The following is a 13,717-nucleotide window of genomic DNA, read 5'->3' on the forward strand; positions in this document are numbered from 1 at the left end:
GGAGCGGCCGCACACGGCGACGTGTGATCGAAGGGTAACCGTCCGAAGGTTGCACACACGTTGCGATCGTCCGGTCACGCTTCGCGCGCCCTCTTTGATCGAACGGGTTGCGTGCGGGGTTCTGAGCCCCGATGCTTCCGCCATCGGCTCTATTCCGGGGGGATATGTGTCCGACAGCCAGATGAGAGCCGTCCAGACAGCCGATCTCGACTCCTACGCGTCACGGCTGCGGCGCCTGCACGAGGCCCTGAGCAACGGTGAGCAGCCGGTGGCCGAGGGACCCAGAAGCGTGATCTCCTCGTCGTGGCAGCGGTCGCTGGACGCCGGGATCGACCTCGAGACCAGGTCGGCCCCGCCGGCCTTCGAGGGCGAGGACGTCCGGGAGGTCCGTTCGGCCCACCCGATGAGCGGGTTGCTGCCGATCATCACAGGCACCCTTCTGGGAGCCGCCGCCGAGGACGGCCAGATCCTGCTCATCGCCGACGCCGAGGGCAGGGTGCTCTGGCGGGACGGCGACCACCGGACGATGGAACGCGCCGACGAGGTGGGACTGGCCGCCGGCTTCGACTGGAGCGAGCAGGCGATCGGGACCAACGGCCTGGGCACCGCGCTCGCGACCCGGCGCCCCCTCCACGTCTTCTCCTCCGAACACCTGGTCAGGGCACTCCACATCTGGTCCTGTTCCGCCGCGCCGGTCATCGATCCCGACAGCGGCGGCCTGCTGGGCTGCGTCGACGTCAGCGGCACGACGCGCGCCATGCACCCGGCGAGCGTCGCCCTCGTCGAGGCCGCCGCGCGGCTGGCCGAGAGCCACCTCACGCTGCGCATGCTCGAACGTGACGAGCGGCTCAGGCGCCGCCACGAGAGACAGGTGAGCGCGCTGCGCGGCGAGCCTGGCGCCCTGGTCACCGCGACCGGGCGGATCATCGCCGGTGACGACGCGCCGCAGTGGGGTCACCGCATCCGCCTGCCCGAGGTGGGCCACCGTCTGGTCCTGCCCGACGGGCGGAGCGCCTTCCTTGAAGCGCTCGGCGACGAGGGCTTCCTGCTCCGCCTCGCGGGTCCGGCGCGCGGCCCCGTGCTGACCCTGTCCCTCCTCGGCACCGAGCACCCCTCGGCGTACCTGGAGGGGGTCCGCCTGCCGCTCTCCCTGCGCCATGCCGAGATCCTCGCGATGCTCGCCCTCAACCCCCGGGGAATGACGGCCGCCCAACTCTCCTTCCACCTGTACGGCGACGCGGGAAATCCGGTGACCATCCGTGCCGAGATCCACCGGCTCCGCATCCACCTCGGCCACACCATCGCCGCCAGGCCGTACCGCCTTACCTGCACGATCGAGGCCGACTTCCTGGAACTCAAGCGGCTGCTCGCGGCCGGCGAGACCGCGCCGGTCGCCCGTGCCTACCGCGGCCCCCTGCTGCCCCGCTCCGAGGCGCCCGCCCTGCGCCGCGAGCGGGAGGAACTGGAGGGCCAGGTACGGGCCCGCCTCCTGCGGCGGGGCGACCCCGACGACCTCTGGGCCTACATCGAGACCGAGCACGGCAGGAACGACATCCAGATCCTCGAACGTCTCGCCGCCACGCTGCCCCGCCACGACCACCGCGCGGTGACGGCCCGGATCCGCCTCAGCGGCGTCGACCTGCCCTGAGGTCCTCGCCATCCCGAAGGCGGGGATTCCCATGCCGCCACGTGTGCGGCGGGTTTCCCGGCGACCACTTCCCCGCGACCGCTTCCCGGCGAATACGAGGAGGCGGACGCGCGCCGTCGACCGGTTTGAGACCTCCGGGACGCGGACGGGAGCGCGGTGTGGAGCCCGTCAGGTGTGGTCGATCTCGCCGATGATCTGACCACCCAGCTCGCGCTGGATGAGGGCCATCCCGGTGAGCGCGTCGACGTCGGCGTCCGCGTCGTTCAGCGGGTCGACCTCGTCGGCGTCGGGGGCGGCGCCGCGGTTACCCCGGGCGGGCACCGCGTCGGGCCAGGCCGCCTTGGCGCCGGTCTTGGCCACGGCCCTTGGACCGGCCTGGGCCGCGGCCTTGGCGGCCGAGCGTGCGGCGGCCAGACCGGGACCGGGGCCGGAGATCGGCGGGGGAGGCGAGCCCGGGTCCTCCGGCATGGGGGCGTCCGGCCAGGACTCGTCCGTCGCGGGCGGGGTCTGACTCGCCGGGGCTTCCCGCTCCGCCTGCGGCGCGGGCGGAGCGACGGGGGCCTGCGCCTGACGGACAGGTGCCTGCGCCTGCGGCTGCGACGGCTGGGGGGTGGGCTGCTGGGGAGCCGGGGGCTGTCTCGGTGCCGGCGCACGGCCCCCGCCCGACGGAGCGGGCCCGTTGCCGACGACGGCCTCGACCTTCCAGGTCCCGCCCAGAACCTCCTGCAGCACCGCCGCGACGACCGCGTCCTTGCCGCCCCCGGTGAAGTTCTTCATCGCGCCGACCTGCGCGAACCCCAAGGTTACGATCTTGCCCTCGACCCCGACGACCTGGGCGTTGGTGTTGACGTTGGCCCACACGACGATGCTGCGCCGCTTGAGCGCGGCGAGCACCTGGGGCCACGCCTGCTGCACGGCCCCGCCCCCGGAACCGGGCGCGGCCGCCATGTCGACCGGCGCGGGCGCGCCGGGGGCCTGCTGAACGGGTGCCTGGACCTGCTGCCCCGTAGCCGGTGCGCCGGGTCTGACCGCCACCGGCCAGTCGTCACCCTGGGCACCGGGCTGCTCGACGGGTGTCTTGACGGCGGGCGGTGCGGGCCGCTCCGCCTGCGGCGGGGGCGCCGCGTGGACCACCGGTGCCGGCTCCGGTACCGGTACCGGTACCGGAGCCGCGGCCTGCGGAGCGGCGTGCACGACGACTCCGCCCCGCTCCAGCCGCTCCAGCCGTGCCAGCAGCGCCGCCTCGCCCTGCGCCGCGCCGGGAAGCAGGATCCTGGCGCACATCAGCTCAAGGAGCAGCCGGGGCGAGGCCGCACCGCGCATCTCGATCAGGCCCGCGTTGAGGATCTCCGCGGCGCGGGTCAGCTCGGCCGGGCCCATCGAGGCCGCCTGGACCTGGAGCCGTTCCAGCTCGTCGGCCGGCCGGTCGAGCAGCCCGCTGGTGGCCGCCTCCGGCACGTTGGCCAGGATCACCAGGTCACGGAAGCGCTCCAGCAGGTCCATCGCGAACCGCCGGGGGTCGTGGCCGCCCTCGATCACCCGGTTCACCACCTGGAACACCAGCGCACCGTCGCGGCCGGCGAAGGCCGCGACCACGTCGTCGAGCAGATCACCGTCGGTGTAGCCGAGCAGGGAGACAGCGCGCGCGTACGTGATGCCCGCCTCGTCCGACCCGGCGAACAGCTGGTCGAGGATGGAGAGCGAGTCGCGGGCCGAACCCGCGCCCGCCCGGACCACCAGCGGGAGCGCGGCGGGCTCGAACGGGACGTTCTCGGAGGTGAGGATCTCCTCCATGAGCGTGCGCAGCGCGGCCGGCGGGATCAGCCGGAACGGGTAGTGGTGGGTCCTGGACTTGATCGTCCCGATGACCTTCTCCGGCTCGGTGGTCGCGAAGACGAACTTCAGGTGAGGGGGGGGCTCCTCGACGAGCTTGAGCAGCGCGTTGAAACCCTCGCGGGTCACCATGTGCGCCTCGTCGATGATGTAGATCTTGAAGCGCGACGACACCGGCGCGAAGAAGGCCCGCTCGCGCAGGTCGCGAGCGTCGTCCACACCACCGTGCGAGGCGGCGTCGATCTCGATGACATCGAGGTGGCCGGGGCCGGTGGGCGCCAGCGCCACGCAGGACTCACACTCCCCGCACGGGTCGGGGGTCGGGCCCTTCTCGCAGTTCAGGGAGCGGGCGAGAATGCGCGCGCTGGACGTCTTGCCACATCCCCTGGGCCCGCTGAACAGGTAGGCGTGGTTGATGCGCCCGCTGCGCAGCGCCTGGCGGAGCGGATCGGTGACGTGCTCCTGACCCTTGACCTCGGCGAAGGTTCCGGGCCGGTACTTGCGGTACAGCGCAAGACTCATGCGACGATCCCACCTGCGAGGGGTCCTGAAACGAAAGACCCCTCGCACACCCGCCAGAGCCCGCTTATCCTTGCTGCCTTCCGGCCCTGGGGAGGTTCACAGGATGACGCCGCGCGAGGGGTCGACCCTCAGTCTAGCCTCAGATCCGAGTGCTCGGGGTCGGAAATCCATGGTCCGCGCACCTCGAAAGTTGGGTAAGCTTCTCCACGGAGGATTCGCCTAGTTGGCCTAGGGCGCACGCTTGGAAAGCGTGTTGGGGGCAACCCCTCAGGAGTTCGAATCTCCTATCCTCCGCCTTATCGGAAGGGGCGGCCCGCGTCAGCGGGCCGCCCCTTCCGACGTTCGGGTCTCGGTTGGCCTTTTCCGGAACCTCTCTCCCCGCCCGGGGAGGTCATCGGCTGCCGGGACCGCCCAGGACCGGGACGCGGCCGGCGCTCCACGACGGCGCGGAACCGGCCGGGTAGGCCGTCGATCCGGCCGTGCCGAAGGTGCATGCCGGCTGAGACCAGAGCCGGCGCCGCCACGGCGGCCCGTCGGCGGTGACGGCGGCGGTGCGCGGGTCCACGCCCAACTCACCGTAGACGCGCACCAGGTGGGTCTTGACCGTCGCCTCGGTGATGAAGAGCCGCCTGGCGACCTCCCGGTCGCCCGTGCCGAACGCGCGAAGCGCCGTTAAAGGTCGTCCACGGAGGCACACCAGAAGGCACGTGGATGCACTGCGGTTAGACACGGCTCAATGCGTTGGCAACCGCCGCTGACCCGGTGACGGGGAATCCTCGACGTGGAGCGGCCACCGCGTGGTGCATGGGGCAGAGCCGGCTCTCCCGTCGTCGACACCGCGAGAACGTCCGCCGAGCCTCAGGGCGTCGAGCGGGAGACCTGGGGTGACTCAAGGAGATCGCGGCGATTCCCACCCTCGGCTCGGGAACACGCCTCGGTGAGCCGGGCATGCCGCCGATCTTCACGAGGGTGAGAATTCGTTCGGATAAAACGGGCACTTAACCATGTAACAGGGTGAGCCTCACATCTCACGCCTTTGTTCATGTGCGGGCATGTCAAGCCCTTCCCAGGGCAGGGGAAGCGCCCCAAGCGGATCGAAGGGACGTCGGGCGATGGATTTCAAGGACGATGTCCAGCTGGACAGCTCGCAGGTCGAAAGCCGCGGCCGGGGGAGGGTTCCCGGTGGAGGTCTCGCGATCGGCGGCGGTGCGGCCGGAATCATCGCGCTCATCCTCGCGCTGGTGTTCGGGATCAACCCCGGAGACATCACCGGCGGGTCCGAACCGGCCCCTGTCGGCCCGGGCGCCGACCTCTCGGCGCAGTGCAAGACCGGGCGGGACGCCGACCAGAACGAGGAGTGCCGGGTGGTCGGCGTGGTCAACAGCATCCAGGAGTACTGGCCGAAGGCGGTCGACGGATACGAGCCCGCCAAGACCGTCATGTTCTCCGGCCAGGTCAGCACCGCCTGCGGCGCCGCCGACGCCTCCGTCGGCCCGTTCTACTGCCCGGCCGACCGCCAGGTCTACCTGGACCTCAGCTTCTTCAAGGAACTCCAGAGCAGGTTCGGCGCCAAGGGCGGCCCCTTCGCCCAGGCGTACGTCATCGGGCACGAGTACGGTCACCACGTCCAACACCTGCTCGGTACCGACGCCAGGGGCCGGGGTGACCGGCAGGGCCCCAAGAGCGGCTCGGTGAGGCTGGAGCTGCAGGCCGACTGCTACTCGGGCGCCTGGGCCAAGAACGCCTACGAGACCGGCCTGTTCGAGAAACCGTTCAGCAGGACGGACATCGAGGAGGCGCTGAGCGCCGCGTCCGCCGTGGGCGACGACAGCATCCAGGAGCGGACCCAGGGCCGGATCACCCCCGAGGGCTTCACCCACGGCACGTCCGCGCAGCGCGTCAAGTGGTTCACCACCGGCTACCAGAGCGGCGATCCCGGCAGGTGCGACACCTTCTCCGGCGGCATCTGAGAACTCCGGCGGCGCCTGCCCGGGACGCATCCGAAAGACGGCCTCCGAACTGCGGCGATGAAGATCGGACAGGCGAGAGGCCGGATTCTCTCCTAAACTACGTACTGTGATCTTCAAGCTGGTCGGCGATGGACGGCCCTACCCCGAGCACGGTCTCTCGCATCGCGAGTGGGCGCAGATACCGCCGCGACAGGTCCGGCTCGACACGCTGATCACCACGAAAGCGGTGCTGGACCTGCACTCCCTGCTTGCCAAGGACTCCACGTTCTACGGCGACCTGTTCCCGCACGTGGTCCAGTGGCGCGGCGACCTCTATCTGGAGGACGGCCTGCACCGGGCCCTGCGCTCGGCCCTGCACCAGCGCTCGGTGCTGCACGCCCGGGTCCTGGAACTGCCCGCGGAGAACTGAGGCCCCGGACGGGATTTGCCGGGCTCGTGAAAGGGCGAAGCGGCGGGGAAAGACGACAGAACGCCAAAAGGGGCTCCCGCGACCGCGGGAGCCCCTTTTGTGTGGCGGTGGAGGTGGGATTTGAACCCACGGATAGGTTGCCCCATCACACGCTTTCGAGGCGTGCGCCCTCGGCCACTAGGCGACTCCACCGCGGAGCAGCCTACCGGATAACCGCTATTGCTCGCGCATCCGGCGAGCGGTGAAGAACTCGGTGAGAACCGCCGCGCAGTCATCGGCCAGGACACCCCGCAGCACCTCGGGCCGATGGTTGAGGCGGCGGTCCCTGAGCACGTCCCAGAGCGACCCCGCCGCTCCGCCTTTGGGATCGACGGCGCCGTAGACGACGCGATCGACCCGGGCGAGCACCGCGGCTCCCGCGCACATGGTGCAGGGCTCCAGGGTGACCACCAACGTGCAGCCGGTCAGCCGCCACCGCCCACACGCCTTCGCGGCCTGCCTCAGGGCGAGCACCTCGGCGTGTGCGGTGGGGTCGGCCGAGGCCTCCCTGTCGTTTCCCGCACGCCCCAGCACGGAGCCGTCCGGGCCGATGACCACCGCACCGACGGGCACCTCGCCGCGGGCTCCGGCTTCGGCGGCCTGTGCCAGGGCGAGCCTCATCTCCCCGACGTAGTCCGTCAACGCAACCGGTCGAGCTCGTCGGCGAAGGCCAGCCGCTCGGCGATCACCGAGAGCGTGTCCCCGGGGAGCGCGCCCTCCTCCATGCTGAGCTCGATGAGCTCGTCGGAACTCAGCCCGAGGTCGTCCAGCAACTCGAAGTCGCCCGCCGGCCGCACGCCCAGGTCGGGTGTGTCCTTGTCGACCGCCACCCCGGCAAGCTCGGTGAAGAGCTCACCGAGGCCGTCGGAGAGCCCCGCGTGGGCGTCGGACAGGAAGGTGCGTGGCTCCAGGTCGCCCTGGTATCGGACGAGCGCAAACCATTCGTCCTCCACCTCCACACACAGAAGAGCAAGCTCGTCGCCGTTGAGCCCCAGATGCTCCTGAACGGCGTCGCCGAGATCGTCGACGATCTCGGCCTCACTGAGGTCGACCTCCGCCCCTTTCCAACCGTCCGGCGTACGGACGAAGGCCGCGGAGAAAACACTGTTACGGGGTGGTCTGGAGGGCATGGCCGATCTCCCGAGGTCAGCCGAACACAGAGTCGATGGCGCGTTCGAACGGCTCGGAGAACCCCAGCCGCGCGGCGATGCTGGACAGGACGTCCTCCGGCAGGAGGTCGATGTCGCCAGAAAGGATGCCGAGCTCCATCTCGTCGAGCCCCAGGTCCGCGAAGATCGACAAGTCCCCCGCGGGGAGCGCCGTCTCCTCGTCCTGAAGAATCGCGTCGAGTTCGTCCTCGTCGGGAACCGGCACGTCCAGGTATTCCAGCGCCTGTCGGGCGAGCGGGAAATCCCAGGACGCGGCGATGTCGGACAGGAAGACCTCGACCCTCTCGCCGAACACCCGTAGCGCCACGAAGAACTCATCCCCAACGGCGACCAGGCCAATCGTGCCGTTCATGCTCGGCTGCTGACGCAGGGCGTGGATGAGGCCGTCGAGGTCGGATGTGAGGGCCACGGGGAGCATCTCCGCCTCCCAGCCCTCATCCTCACGGTAGATCACGATGGCAAAGTCCAGCGAGTCTTCGTCTGACATGGCCATCCCCACCGAATGCTTTCTCTACGGAGGTCAATGCTTTCAGAAGCGGGACACGGACGTGGGCCTCTCCGACCAAATTGTGATCAAATCCGAGTGAGCGGGTGATGTCGAACAGGTACCGCCCGCCCTCCCCCGGCTTATCGCCTGCCGAGTGTGCAGGATATCTTTGGCCACCATGGAAACCCTGGTCGTCGACCATCCCCTGGTGGCCCACAAGCTGACCGTGCTGCGGGACGCCGGCACGGACTCCCCCACTTTCCGGCGTCTCGCCGACGAGTTGGTGACCCTGCTGGCCTACGAGGCGACCAGGCACGTCCGCGTCACCGAGTGGTCCGTGCAGACACCCGTGGCTCCCGCCAAGGGCGTGCGGCTGGCACAGCCCTGCCCGCTGGTGGTCCCGATCCTGCGCGCGGGGCTGGGGATGCTGGAGGGCATGACCCGGCTACTGCCCACGGCCGAGGTCGGCTTCCTCGGAATGATCCGCAACGAGTCCACGCTCCAGGCGGAGACCTACGCCACCCGGCTGCCCGACGACCTCTCCGGCCGTCAGGTCTACGTGGTGGACCCGATGCTGGCCACCGGAGGCACCCTCGCCGCCGCGATCCAGTTCCTCTTCGACCGGGGCGCCGACGACGTGACCGCGCTCTGCCTGCTGGCCGCCCCCGAGGGCATCGCCCACATGGACAAGGTCTTCAACGGCAGCGGCAAGCCGATCCGCCTGGTGACCGCGGCCCTGGACGAGCGCCTGAACGAGCACGGCTACATCGTCCCCGGGCTGGGCGACGCCGGAGACCGCCTCTACGGCGTCGTCTGAGCACTCCCCGGCAGCGCCGCCGGCCCGAAGGTTCCGGGATTTCAGAGCCATCCTTTTCCCTTGAAGGATGGTTCTTCTACCCGCCGATCGTTACATAACGCGGTCGAGCGGGTACGAAGAGTCGCGAAGACATCTCTTCTGTGTCCCCGGTCCGCCGAGGCCGCGGGCGCACACCAGGGAGAACCATGAGCGAGCGAATCATTCCGGACACCGAACCCGACCCTTACGCGGACTTCAGCGCCGCGCTTAGGGACGAGTTCTCCGAGGTCCATCCGGCGACCACGGTGACCCGTTGCATAGAGGCGGCTCACTACGGAGCGCTGGAGGTCGTCGGCCACGCCCATCCGACGCTGGTCGAGCGGATCGCCCGCAAGCACCTCGAGGTCCTCGCACTGGTCGCGAGCGAACGCGGGTGACTGGTCACGAGGGGCGCGGATGTCCGGGAGGTGCCCCACGGGGCCCTCACGCAGGATCTCGCGACGCGTACGAGACCGAATGAGCCGATGCGCTTTACCGTGGCATGGCCCTGGGTAATGTATATGGCGGGTGCAGTGGGTGAGTGGTAGCGGGAGGCCAACGTGCAGGTCAAGAAAGTCCTATCGTATAGCGCTGTCGGTTTTGTGGCGTTTTTCCTGTTCACCCGACCAGGTGACGCAGCCAACGCCGTAAGGGGTGCCATGGACACGGTTTACACGGCGGCCGATTCTCTGGCCCAATTCGTCTCACATCTGTCATGAGGCTCGTGACCCACGGGGACTCCGCCCCCTCGTCGGTCAACCGCTACCTGCTCCCCCACGAACACCAGGTCATCATGGTGCGGCGCCACCCGGCCGTGCTGCTTCGCGCGGTCGCCGAGGTTTTCGGCGGCCTGATCCTCGCCGGACTGCTGAGCAAGTGGTTCGGCGACCAGGGCGGCGGCGGCGTGCTCGTCATCGTCTGGTGGGCCTGGCTGCTGCTGTTGATCCGCTTCGTCTGGAAGGTCGCGGAGTGGTCGGTCGACTACTTCGTCGTCACCTCCAAGCGCATGCTGCTCACCACCGGCTTGATCACCCGCAAGGTCGACATGATGCCGCTCGGCAAGGTGACCGACATGAGCTTCCAGCGCTCGATCCTCGGCCGCATGCTGGGCTACGGCGAGTTCGTTCTGGAGTCGGCCGGTCAGGACCAGGCTCTGTCGAGGGTCAATTACATTCCATACCCGGAGACCCTCTACCTGGAGGTCTGCCAGATGCTCTTCCCAGGGGGCAATGATTCAGATGATTAGCGCCTTATGTCCATATTGATAGCAATGACATAGTGGCTGCCCACACTCCCCGGTGAGGATTTTTCACGCGGGGTTACCCGATTCGACTGCTTCATGCAATCATGGCGGGAACATTGACCATCCCCCGCCCTGAGAGATCAGATGCCGAGTCAGGGAACCATCGGTGACCGCGTCCGCGGACTGCGGCTGAGTAGGCGCATGTCCCAGGCCCAGCTGGCAGGGCCCGACCTTTCCGACAGCTACGTCTCCCTCATCGAGTCCGGCAAGCGGACGCCGACCCCCGTGGTCGCCCGTCTGCTGGCCGAGCGACTGGGGTGCACCACCGAGTTCCTGCTGCACGGGATCGAGCCGCGCCAGCGCATCGACACCGAGCTTGGCCTGCGCCACGCGGAGTTGGAGCTTCTCCACGGCGACCCGTCCGTCGCGGCGGACCGTTTCGGTGAGATCGTCAAGGTCGCCGGCGAGGAGAACGCGATGCTGGCCGCGCACGCGCGACTCGGCCGCGCACGCGCACTGGAGGCCCAGGGCAGGGTCGGTCCGGCGTTGGAGGCGTTCGAGCGACTCCGCCGTGAGGCGGCCGCCCACCCCGAGCGCCTGGCCGACCTGCCGCTGACGGTGGCGCTGAGCCGCTGCTACCAGCGTGCCGGAGACACCTCTCGTTCGCGCGACCTGGCCGCCCACGCGCTCAGCGAGGTCAACCGGCTCCCCCTGTCGCAGGGCGAGATCGCCATCGAACTGGCCGCCTCCCTGATGGAGACCGAAACCCCCCGCGGGCCCGGCTCGCAGGGCATGTCCTATGTCCGGCACGTCCTGTCGATCAATGGCGTCCCCACCGCGGTCAACCGCACCGCGGAGATCCAGGCCCTCTGGCGAGCGAGCGTCGCAGCCTCCGACAGAGAGGACTCGGCACTGGCCGTCCGCCTCGCCGACGACGCGATCGCGACCGGGCGCCCGGCGCGGATGGCGTCGCAGCTCGCCCTCATCGCGATGGACTGGGCACGTCTCGCCGCTTCCACGGGCGACGAGCCACTCGACGAGGCCCACAGGCTCGCGACCAACGCCGGCAAGGTCTTCGCGGCGTTCCCCGAGCGCATCCACGAGTACATCAGGAGCATCGTCGTGCTCGCCCAGGTCCGGCTGGCGACCGGCGACGCCCAGGGCGCGGCGGATCTGGCCGGAACCGCCCTCGACATACCGGGCGGCCAGGCCGGCGCCATCGGGGCGACCGCGCAGCTGGTTCTCGCCCGGGCCGCGCTGGCCCACGGCCGGAGCGACGTCACGACCGCCCTGGACGCCGCCAAGCGGCTGCTGAACGGCGTCCGGTACGAGCTCTCCGGCCCTGACCGGGGGGCCGCGCGGGTCTGGCGTGACCTCGGAGATCTGTACGGCCAGGTCGGTGCGCGTGACGACCAGGCCAGCGCGTATCGTAGGGCTCTCGAAACTGCTGGGGTGCGCGACGCGCTGGTGGGCGTGACCGTCGGCTCGGCTCTGGTCCGGTAAGACCGGTTTCGCTAAGAGAGTTCCAGATTTGTTTTCGCACCTCTGGAATAACTAGGGTCTACCAGTCATTGATTCATAGGATGATTGGTTTCTCCGGAGGAGGCGGACGGTGAGTCTGCGTACGGCGCAGCGAGCATCCCTCGTCGACCAAGTGATCGACCAACTCAAGGAGCAGATCACTTCTAACTCCTGGCAGATGCACGCGAAGATTCCTACCGAGACCGTACTCGCCGAACAACTCGGGGTCGGTCGCAACACCGTGCGCGAGGCGGTGCGGGCGCTCACACACGCCGGCCTGCTGGAGTGTCGCCAGGGTGACGGAACGTACGTTCGCGCCACGAGCGAGCTCTCCGGGGCCATGCTGCGGCGGCTACGCTCCGCCGAACAGCTTGAGATCCTGGAGGTGCGGCGTGCGCTGGAGGTGGAGGCCGCGAGGCTCGCCGCCACTAGGCGCACCGACGCCGACATCGCCGCGATCGGGGCGGCGCTGACCGAGCGGGACAACGCCTGGGAACTGGGCGAACCCAACGCGTTCGTCGAGGCCGACCTGGCCTTCCACATCGCGGTGGTCCGTGCCACCCACAACCTGGTGCTGATCGAGCTCTACGAGGACTTCTCAGCGGCGCTGCGCGCCAGCATCACCGCCGCGGGCACCTCGCTGAGCAGCACCCTGAACACCACCTACATCCCGCACGACGCCATCGCCCGTGCCATTGCGGCCGGTGACGCCGCCGCCGCCGAACACGCGGGACACGCGTGCATGGAGCACATCCTGATCGCCCTGACCGAGGAACAGGAACTCTCCGCCTGACCCCTCCTTCCCGGGTCCTCTCACGGTGCGGAGCCCGCACCGTGAGAGGCCCCCTGGGCAGCGAGACGGCCGGCGTGGGAAACGTCCCGGGCCACGGCTCAGCTGCCCAGAGCACCCGGTGCGCCGGGCATGGAGGCGTTCAGGTCAGGCGCAGGGACATCACCAGGTAGCGGAAGGCGGGGTCGGCATCGCCGGGAACCTCGGTGATGAGGGCCGGGCGGCTCGGCGACTCCATGTTGAGCCGGACGAACTCGGTCTCGACACCGCTCAGGCCGTCGAGCAGGAAGTGGGACTGGAAGGCGATCTGGATGTCGTCACCGGACAACTCGGCGTCGACGACCTCGGTGCCGCGGCCGATGTCGCCGCCACCCGCCTGGATGAGAACCTGCCCCTGGCCGAAGGAGAGCCGGATCGGGGTGTTGCGCTCGGCGACCAGCGCGACCCGCTTGATCGCGTCGACGAACGGGGCCACCCGCAGGTCGGCCCGGATCGACCAGTCGTCGGTCAACCGCGCGCGGTAGTCGATGAACTGCTCGTCGAGCAGGCGGACGGTGGTGGCCCTGCCCACGCTCTCGAAACCGGCGATGCCCTCACCCAGCGCCACGGAGACCTCGCCGCCGCGCAACGATCTGGCCACCTCGACGAGCACCCGCGCGGGCACCATGGCGGCGGCCGCGGTGCCCGGCCGCTCGGGGCGCCAGCCGAACCCCCTGGCCGCGATGCGGTAGCGATCGGTGGCGGCCAGGGTCACGTCGTCGCCGGAGATGTCGACCCGGATGCCGGTCAGCATGGGGAGGGCCTCGTCGCGGCTGGCCGCCGGAGCCACCTGGCCGACCGCGGTCGCGAAGATCCCGCCGCCGACGGCGCCGATCTTGGGGGGCATCTCGGGGAGGGAGGGGAAATCCTCAACCGGCATGGTCAACAGGCCGAACTCCGCGCTGCCGCAGGTCAGAACCGCCTCGGAACCGCTGGTTGCGACCTCCACCGCGTCGCCGGGCAGGCTGCGGGTGATCTCCGCGAGAATCCGACCCGGAATCAGTGCCCTGCCGGGCTCCGCCACAACGGCCTCGATCGAGACGCGGGCGGAGACGTCGTAGTCGAAGACCGACAGCACGAGATCGTCCCCGTCGGCCTCCAGAAGCAGCCCGGAGAGCACGGGAATGGCCGGTCGGTTCGGCAGCACCCGGGCCACCCAGGCCACCGCGTCGGCCAGGACATCACGGTTAACCCGGAACTTCACCTGATCAT

The 13,717-nt window shown here is 69.6% G+C and carries 14 protein-coding genes, 2 tRNA genes and 1 other RNA gene; 9 read left to right on the plus strand and 8 right to left on the minus strand.

Annotation, left to right across the window (positions count from 1 at the left end; all coding sequences use genetic code 11):
- Nucleotides 1-181 precede the first annotated feature (181 nt).
- Nucleotides 182-1,648 (plus strand): GAF domain-containing protein, encoded by a 1,467-nt coding sequence (locus tag ACQP0P_RS47560; RefSeq protein ID WP_433369804.1) that lies wholly within the window; start codon nt 182-184, stop codon nt 1,646-1,648.
- A gap of 168 nt (nt 1,649-1,816) precedes the next feature.
- Here ACQP0P_RS47560 and ACQP0P_RS47565 read toward each other — a convergent pair whose 3' ends face one another.
- Both ACQP0P_RS47565 and ffs read right to left on the minus strand, forming a co-directional pair.
- The gene (locus ACQP0P_RS47565; protein ID WP_433369806.1) at nt 1,817-4,003 is read right to left on the minus strand and encodes a DNA polymerase III subunit gamma and tau; all 2,187 of its coding nucleotides are present in this window, start codon (nt 4,001-4,003) and stop codon (nt 1,817-1,819) included.
- 30 nt (nt 4,004-4,033) lie between these two features.
- An RNA gene (ffs, locus tag ACQP0P_RS47570) (signal recognition particle sRNA small type) lies at nt 4,034-4,129 on the minus strand.
- Between the two features lie 82 nt (nt 4,130-4,211).
- Here ffs and ACQP0P_RS47575 point away from each other — a divergent pair.
- Nucleotides 4,212-4,297 (plus strand) — tRNA-Ser (locus ACQP0P_RS47575).
- A 97-nt stretch (nt 4,298-4,394) separates the two neighbouring features.
- Here the strand turns inward: ACQP0P_RS47575 and ACQP0P_RS47580 are convergent.
- Nucleotides 4,395-4,700: a LuxR C-terminal-related transcriptional regulator gene (locus tag ACQP0P_RS47580; protein ID WP_433369809.1), complete on the minus strand. Its 306-nt coding sequence runs from the start codon at nt 4,698-4,700 to the stop codon at nt 4,395-4,397.
- 415 nt (nt 4,701-5,115) lie between these two features.
- Between ACQP0P_RS47580 and ypfJ the strand changes: the two genes are divergently transcribed.
- Together ypfJ and ACQP0P_RS47590 are read left to right on the plus strand one after the other, a co-directional pair.
- A complete protein-coding gene (ypfJ, locus tag ACQP0P_RS47585) occupies nt 5,116-5,973 on the plus strand; it encodes a KPN_02809 family neutral zinc metallopeptidase (RefSeq protein ID WP_433369811.1) in 858 nt (285 codons plus the stop codon).
- 106 nt (nt 5,974-6,079) lie between these two features.
- Entirely contained in the window at nt 6,080-6,382 is a 303-nt protein-coding gene (locus ACQP0P_RS47590) for a type II toxin-antitoxin system VapB family antitoxin (protein WP_350913620.1), read from the plus strand.
- Nucleotides 6,383-6,484: 102 nt separating this feature from the next.
- Here the strand turns inward: ACQP0P_RS47590 and ACQP0P_RS47595 are convergent.
- From ACQP0P_RS47595 to ACQP0P_RS47610, 4 genes are all read right to left on the minus strand, one after another.
- Nucleotides 6,485-6,574: transfer RNA gene (locus tag ACQP0P_RS47595), tRNA-Ser, on the minus strand.
- Nucleotides 6,575-6,598: 24 nt separating this feature from the next.
- Nucleotides 6,599-7,042 carry a tRNA adenosine(34) deaminase TadA gene (gene tadA, locus ACQP0P_RS47600; RefSeq protein ID WP_343970930.1) on the minus strand — a complete coding sequence of 148 codons (444 nt, stop codon included), beginning with the start codon at nt 7,040-7,042 and terminating at the stop codon, nt 6,599-6,601.
- A gap of 17 nt (nt 7,043-7,059) precedes the next feature.
- The gene (locus ACQP0P_RS47605; RefSeq protein ID WP_433369815.1) at nt 7,060-7,551 is read right to left on the minus strand and encodes a tRNA adenosine deaminase-associated protein; all 492 of its coding nucleotides are present in this window, start codon (nt 7,549-7,551) and stop codon (nt 7,060-7,062) included.
- Nucleotides 7,552-7,567: 16 nt separating this feature from the next.
- Entirely contained in the window at nt 7,568-8,077 is a 510-nt protein-coding gene (locus tag ACQP0P_RS47610) for a tRNA adenosine deaminase-associated protein (RefSeq protein ID WP_433369818.1), read from the minus strand.
- A 178-nt stretch (nt 8,078-8,255) separates the two neighbouring features.
- Here ACQP0P_RS47610 and upp point away from each other — a divergent pair, with 178 nt between their 5' ends.
- The 5 genes from upp (at nt 8,256) to ACQP0P_RS47635 (ending at nt 12,469) form a co-directional block, all read left to right on the plus strand.
- A complete protein-coding gene (upp, locus tag ACQP0P_RS47615) occupies nt 8,256-8,894 on the plus strand; it encodes a uracil phosphoribosyltransferase (RefSeq protein ID WP_433369821.1) in 639 nt (212 codons plus the stop codon).
- A 185-nt stretch (nt 8,895-9,079) separates the two neighbouring features.
- Complete coding sequence (locus tag ACQP0P_RS47620) at nt 9,080-9,310, plus strand: hypothetical protein (RefSeq protein WP_030919778.1); 231 nt, start codon at nt 9,080-9,082, stop codon at nt 9,308-9,310.
- A gap of 317 nt (nt 9,311-9,627) precedes the next feature.
- On the plus strand, nt 9,628-10,158 hold the full coding sequence (locus ACQP0P_RS47625; RefSeq protein WP_030919774.1) for a PH domain-containing protein: 531 nt from the start codon (nt 9,628-9,630) through the stop codon (nt 10,156-10,158).
- Between the two features lie 198 nt (nt 10,159-10,356).
- Nucleotides 10,357-11,658, plus strand: a complete 1,302-nt coding sequence (locus ACQP0P_RS47630) for a helix-turn-helix domain-containing protein (RefSeq protein ID WP_433369826.1) — start codon at nt 10,357-10,359, stop codon at nt 11,656-11,658.
- A gap of 109 nt (nt 11,659-11,767) precedes the next feature.
- On the plus strand, nt 11,768-12,469 hold the full coding sequence (locus ACQP0P_RS47635) for a FadR/GntR family transcriptional regulator (protein ID WP_433369828.1): 702 nt from the start codon (nt 11,768-11,770) through the stop codon (nt 12,467-12,469).
- Between the two features lie 139 nt (nt 12,470-12,608).
- Here ACQP0P_RS47635 and dnaN read toward each other — a convergent pair whose 3' ends face one another.
- Entirely contained in the window at nt 12,609-13,709 is a 1,101-nt protein-coding gene (gene dnaN / locus ACQP0P_RS47640; protein WP_433369831.1) for a DNA polymerase III subunit beta, read from the minus strand.
- Nucleotides 13,710-13,717 lie beyond the last annotated feature (8 nt).

This window comes from Streptosporangium sp. CA-115845 (assembly GCF_050943795.1).
GTDB lineage: Bacteria > Actinomycetota > Actinomycetes > Streptosporangiales > Streptosporangiaceae > Streptosporangium.

Bases quoted from the DNA above. Each gene is read 5' to 3' on its own strand.
- ACQP0P_RS47560 (WP_433369804.1), top strand. From the start codon at position 182: ATGAGAGCCGTCCAGACAGCCGATCTCGACTCCTACGCGTCACGGCTG.
- ACQP0P_RS47565 (WP_433369806.1), bottom strand. From the start codon at position 4,003: ATGAGTCTTGCGCTGTACCGCAAGTACCGGCCCGGAACCTTCGCCGAG.
- ypfJ (WP_433369811.1), top strand. From the start codon at position 5,116: ATGGATTTCAAGGACGATGTCCAGCTGGACAGCTCGCAGGTCGAAAGC.
- tadA (WP_343970930.1), bottom strand. From the start codon at position 7,042: ATGAGGCTCGCCCTGGCACAGGCCGCCGAAGCCGGAGCCCGCGGCGAG.
- ACQP0P_RS47605 (WP_433369815.1), bottom strand. From the start codon at position 7,551: ATGCCCTCCAGACCACCCCGTAACAGTGTTTTCTCCGCGGCCTTCGTC.
- ACQP0P_RS47610 (WP_433369818.1), bottom strand. From the start codon at position 8,077: ATGTCAGACGAAGACTCGCTGGACTTTGCCATCGTGATCTACCGTGAG.
- upp (WP_433369821.1), top strand. From the start codon at position 8,256: ATGGAAACCCTGGTCGTCGACCATCCCCTGGTGGCCCACAAGCTGACC.
- ACQP0P_RS47620 (WP_030919778.1), top strand. From the start codon at position 9,080: ATGAGCGAGCGAATCATTCCGGACACCGAACCCGACCCTTACGCGGAC.
- ACQP0P_RS47625 (WP_030919774.1), top strand. From the start codon at position 9,628: ATGAGGCTCGTGACCCACGGGGACTCCGCCCCCTCGTCGGTCAACCGC.
- ACQP0P_RS47630 (WP_433369826.1), top strand. From the start codon at position 10,357: ATGTCCCAGGCCCAGCTGGCAGGGCCCGACCTTTCCGACAGCTACGTC.